This is a genomic window from Brevibacterium otitidis (genome assembly GCF_042429315.1).
Taxonomy (GTDB): Bacteria; Actinomycetota; Actinomycetes; order Actinomycetales; family Brevibacteriaceae; genus Brevibacterium; species Brevibacterium otitidis.
Window position 1 is genome coordinate 1 of the sequence record NZ_JBHMAU010000107.1, and the last position, 4,404, is coordinate 4,404.

Here is a 4,404-nt window from a genome sequence, read left to right on the forward strand (position 1 = left end):
CATCTCATGGAACCGGCCCAAGGAGGTGCACCTGGGCCTGGCCGACCCCACCACCCCGACATTCAAAACCAAGGAAATCCTGCCAACTACTTGACGCGGGACATGTCCGTCGAACCGGGCGGCCCTTACGGGTACCAACATCTGTGCCCGACGCACAGGTACCGGGCACCCGGTACCTGCAAGAGAGGGGAGAACGATGTCTGACTGGATCATGGCGCGGCTGGACGCGCTACGAGAGCGCGTTGAGAAGGCGACGCCGGGGCCGTGGGAGAGCTACGGCGACGGCGACCACGAGGTGTACCAAGCCGCTGAATACGACGACGGGGACCTCGGCCCGTATATCGCATGGTCTGTCCCAGCAAAGGGCGACGCCGTGTTCATCGCCGCCGCCCGCACGGACGTGCCGTGCATGGAAACCGCACTGCGGGCCGTGCTCGAACTGCACCGGGCCGTGACGGTCTACGCCGACGAGACTGAGTGCCCAAACAGCGGCGATCAGACGCATGTCAATGACTGGCACGAAGAGAGCGTCACTATCGGCGGTAAATGGTACTGCGCACAGATGCCACTCTATCGAGCGTGCGCGCATTGCCTGGACGAGGACGGAGAACAGAGCGACTGGCCGTGCGAAACCCGCCGCGCTGTTGCCGATGCCCTCGGGCTGGAAGGAGACGACAGTGAGTGATCTGGTGGAACGGCTGCGGGAGCGCCGTGACGAACTGCGCACGCACTCGTTCGATGAGGAAGCTGACCTGCTGAGCGAAGCCGTCGGGGCGCTGGCGACGTATGAGCGGCTGTTCCCTGACCCGGACATGCTGCCCAATCCCGCGTCTGTTGCCCTGAAAGCGATGGAGACAGGCGACACCTGGGCGGCGCTTGGAGGACAGAGATATGACTCGCGGGTGTTGCGTGATGTGCTGGTCGCCTTGTACTGCCCGCTCGTCTGTGACGGCCCAACCCGCGTCAGCGGCGAACCGAATGAGTGGCACAAGAAGTGCACGGGGCACGCGGATCAGACCTTGCAGCACATGGCCTACGTCGGGGGCCAAATACACGAAAAAGGAGACGACGATGAACACCTGGGATGAGCTGGCGGCGTCTGAGGCATGGCGAAAGGGCAGAGACGAGTACTGGGCTGGTGACCCGCAGGTCTTTCGTGCCGGTGCGGCCTGGCAACGTGAACAGCTCCTCACCGACGACACCAGCGAACGGGAGCTGAGGGGTCGATGATCGAGTGTGAATGGCCGGACTGTGTGGTCGCTGGCCGGCATCGTGCCGAGTGTGAGGACACCGGGTGCGGTGGCTGTCGTGGCCGGCCGTCGGAGCGCGGTCGCCTGTGCGTGAAGCACTGGTCGTGGCTCAATCGCGATCTCGCGTCATGCGCCGAACTTGTGCTGCAGGTGCGCTCGGCGATGATGCCCGGCCCGGTCAGAGATGATGCCCGGATCTCGGGCGGGAAACTCTACCCGCCGGCACCGGCGGACCTCTCAGCCGTCGATGCGGCCGATGAGCTGTTCGCGCTGCTGCTGTCAGCCGGGACTGCGATGGCTGAAGTGCTGCAGCGTGCCGCGCCGCCGTCACCACCGACGGTGTGGCGGGCAGGGTTGGTGGTGCACGGTCTGCCCTCGCAGCTCTCACCGGAGGCTGCTTCTGCTGTGGTGGCGAGGCTGGTGCGGTGGTGGCGTGATCATCTCGAAGAGTTCGCCGGGCAGCCGGACATCGCCGAGGTCGGGCCGGAGTTGCATGAGCTGGTCGGCAGGATCCGACGCCGGTGGCCGGAAGCTGAGCGGGCGAGGCATCTGCCGGGCACACCGTGCCGGGACTGTGACCTGATGGACATGTGGTGGACGCCGCCGCCGGATGTCGGCTGGCCGATCACGGTCGAATGCCGCACGTGCGGATACGTGGCCCCCGAGTCCGACCTCCGGCGACTGACCAGACTGGTCGAGTTCGAGCAGAAGAGCAGGAAGAAGGTGAGCTGATGTGAGGACGTACAACACCGACGATATGGCTGACCGGTGGGTGACGTATGGTGAGGCCGCCAAGCTGACAGGCCGGTCTGCCCGGACGATCCGACGGTGGGTCAAGGACGGCAGACTGATCACGTTCCAGCGGCGGATCAACCGCAAGCAGCTGCTGCAGGTCGAAGCGAGGATGCGACGGGCACGCCGAGCAGGAGTCAAAGCCGATGAGCTTTGACCACACACGTGTTACGCTACGCGTAGCGGAAGACTCTGCCCATCGGGTGGCTTCCGCTTCCGTGATCTTCGAGGTGGTGATGGTGCGATGAGCAGCAAGCGCCGCCGATACCGCAACGATCACAGCTACGTGAAGCGACGTGATGCGTTGCGTCGCAGGGCGAAGCGTCTTGGTCTGCCGTGCTGGTTGTGTGGTCATCCGTTCGACTTCACTCTCGACTACCGTGACCCGATGGCCTTCACCGCTGACCATGTGCATGCAGTCGCTGCCGGTGGTTCGATGACCGGTGAGCTGCGACCGGCGCACCGGTCGTGCAATGCCCGCCGCGGTGTAGGCCGGCCTCCCAAGGTGGTTTCACGGCCGGTGACGGCTCGGAAGTGGTAGTGCGGGGTCTGGTTGGCCGGGGTGCTGGAACATATAGTGGTTCACGAATATACGTGACACCGCATATAAACGGGTGGGGGAGTACCCCGCTCCATGGCCGTCCGCTGACAGGGCCGCACTGGCGGATTTCTCTCCCCTCAGACTCACAGGGTCTCCCACTGTCTCCGACTCCGCCGTCCGTCTCCCTCCGAAGGGGTGTCTCGCTGTGGCCAAGCTAAAGCCGTGCGGCACATGGGCCGCGTACAAGCGTCATCTCCGTGCAGGTGAGCAGCCGTGCGGTCCGTGCCGGCAGGCAGCCCGCAATCAGAAGAACGACCGCAACGAAGCCCGGCGCCGCGCTCGCCAGCAGGCAGGCTATGAGCCGGATCGTGACAAGCCGGCCATCGGGCATCTGCGGCCGGTCGAGGATGACGAGCTAGCTGACCTGACGTTGGACCCGCTGCAGGTCGCGTTGCAGGACCTTCGCCAGATTCAGGCGTACATGCTCGCCCCCGACCCGCTGATCCCCACACACTTCACGAACCTGTCCCGTCGCCGCGAGGAGCTCATCGACCGGGTGATCGGCCTGCGCGGCAATGATGAAGCTGAGGGAGGCGATGTCCTCGATGACCTCGCAGCCCGCCGTGCGCACCGGGGCGCAGCGACCGCGGATTGAGCACGTCCCTCCCGCCGTCACCCCTGACGGTGACGAAGCGGTCGCGCTCGCCGAGGCCGCCGGCATCAGTCTTGACCCGTGGCAGGAGTACGTGCTGCGCCAATCGCTGGGCCGCAACGAGCTCGGCAAGTGGTCGGCGTTCGAGGTCGGGCTGATCGTCGCTCGCCAGAACGGCAAGAACATCGCCCTCGAAGCTCGTGAGCTTGCCGGCGCTCTGCTGTTCGGCGAGCAGCTCATCGTCCACTCTGCGCACGAGGCGTCGACGGCTAACGAGGCGTTCAAGAAGCTTAAGGCCCGCATCCAGGAGCATCCGTTCCTGCTCAAACGGGTGCGCGGCTATCGTCCAGGCCTGACCGATTGGGACGACCTGCCCGGTTTCCGCCTGTCGAACCAGGAGCGGGCGATCGAGTTCAAGAACGGGTCACGGATCGTCTACCGCACCCGAACGTCAGGCGGCGGTCGCGGCCTCTCCGGTGACCTTGTCATCCTCGACGAGGCATACGCGGTCACCTCCGAGCAGATCGCCGCCTTGCTGCCGACCATGGCCGCCCGGTCGATGACCGGTAACCCGCAGATCTGGTACACCTCTTCCGCCGGCCTCGTCACCTCCGAGGTGCTGCGCGGCCTGCGCATGCGGGGCATCGAGCACGTCGGTGCAGAACGCCTCGCCTACTTCGAATGGTCCGCGCCCGACGACGCCGACCACCTCGACCGCAACACCTGGTACCAAGCCAACCCGGCGCTCGGGATCCACATCAGCGAAGACTACGTCGCCGCTGAGCTCGCCGCGTTCACCGCAGGCGAGGAAGACGGCGGCCTGACAGGCTTCCGCCGTGAACGCCTATCCATCTGGGAAACACAGGCCAACACCCGCTTCATCACCGAGAAGATGCTCGACGCCACCACCGCACCCGCAGACGAGGTCGAGGACGTCGAGGTCCTCGCGTTCGGAGTCGACATCTCACCCCGCCGCGACATCGCCTCCGTCGCGCTCGCCGGCTATCTGCCTGACGGTCGGATCGGTGTGACATTGGTGGATCGGCGTGAGGGAACGTCGTGGCTGCCGCACCGGCTGGGAGAGCTTCGCCGGGATTGGGATCCGGTCGCTGTCGCCGGCCTAGCTGGGTCGGTGATCGAGGATCTGCTCCCGCAGTTGCGCAGATCGA

7 protein-coding genes are annotated in these 4,404 nt (G+C 65.5%); all 7 read left to right on the plus strand.

Annotation, left to right across the window (positions count from 1 at the left end):
- Window positions 1-196 precede the first annotated feature (196 nt).
- A complete protein-coding gene (locus ACFFN1_RS13745; RefSeq protein WP_376841399.1) occupies window positions 197-685 on the plus strand; it encodes a hypothetical protein in 489 nt (162 codons plus the stop codon).
- Window positions 678-1,088 carry a hypothetical protein gene (locus ACFFN1_RS13750; protein WP_376841401.1) on the plus strand — a complete coding sequence of 137 codons (411 nt, stop codon included), beginning with the start codon at window positions 678-680 and terminating at the stop codon, window positions 1,086-1,088. Before ACFFN1_RS13745 ends, ACFFN1_RS13750 begins: the two co-directional genes overlap by 8 nt.
- Window positions 1,072-1,230, plus strand: a complete 159-nt coding sequence (locus ACFFN1_RS13755) for a hypothetical protein (protein ID WP_376841402.1) — start codon at window positions 1,072-1,074, stop codon at window positions 1,228-1,230. The genes ACFFN1_RS13750 and ACFFN1_RS13755 overlap by 17 nt, the downstream gene beginning before the upstream one ends.
- Before the next feature lie 314 nt (window positions 1,231-1,544).
- Window positions 1,545-1,982: a hypothetical protein gene (locus ACFFN1_RS13760; protein WP_376841403.1), complete on the plus strand. Its 438-nt coding sequence runs from the start codon at window positions 1,545-1,547 to the stop codon at window positions 1,980-1,982.
- A 1-nt stretch (window position 1,983) separates the two neighbouring features.
- Window positions 1,984-2,199, plus strand: a complete 216-nt coding sequence (locus tag ACFFN1_RS13765) for a helix-turn-helix domain-containing protein (RefSeq protein ID WP_376841404.1) — start codon at window positions 1,984-1,986, stop codon at window positions 2,197-2,199.
- Between the two features lie 589 nt (window positions 2,200-2,788).
- Window positions 2,789-3,238, plus strand: a complete 450-nt coding sequence (locus ACFFN1_RS13770) for a hypothetical protein (RefSeq protein WP_376841406.1) — start codon at window positions 2,789-2,791, stop codon at window positions 3,236-3,238.
- A partial coding sequence (locus ACFFN1_RS13775; protein WP_376841407.1) for a terminase TerL endonuclease subunit occupies window positions 3,189-4,404 on the plus strand: 1,216 nt, incomplete at its 3' end. The genes ACFFN1_RS13770 and ACFFN1_RS13775, both read left to right, overlap by 50 nt.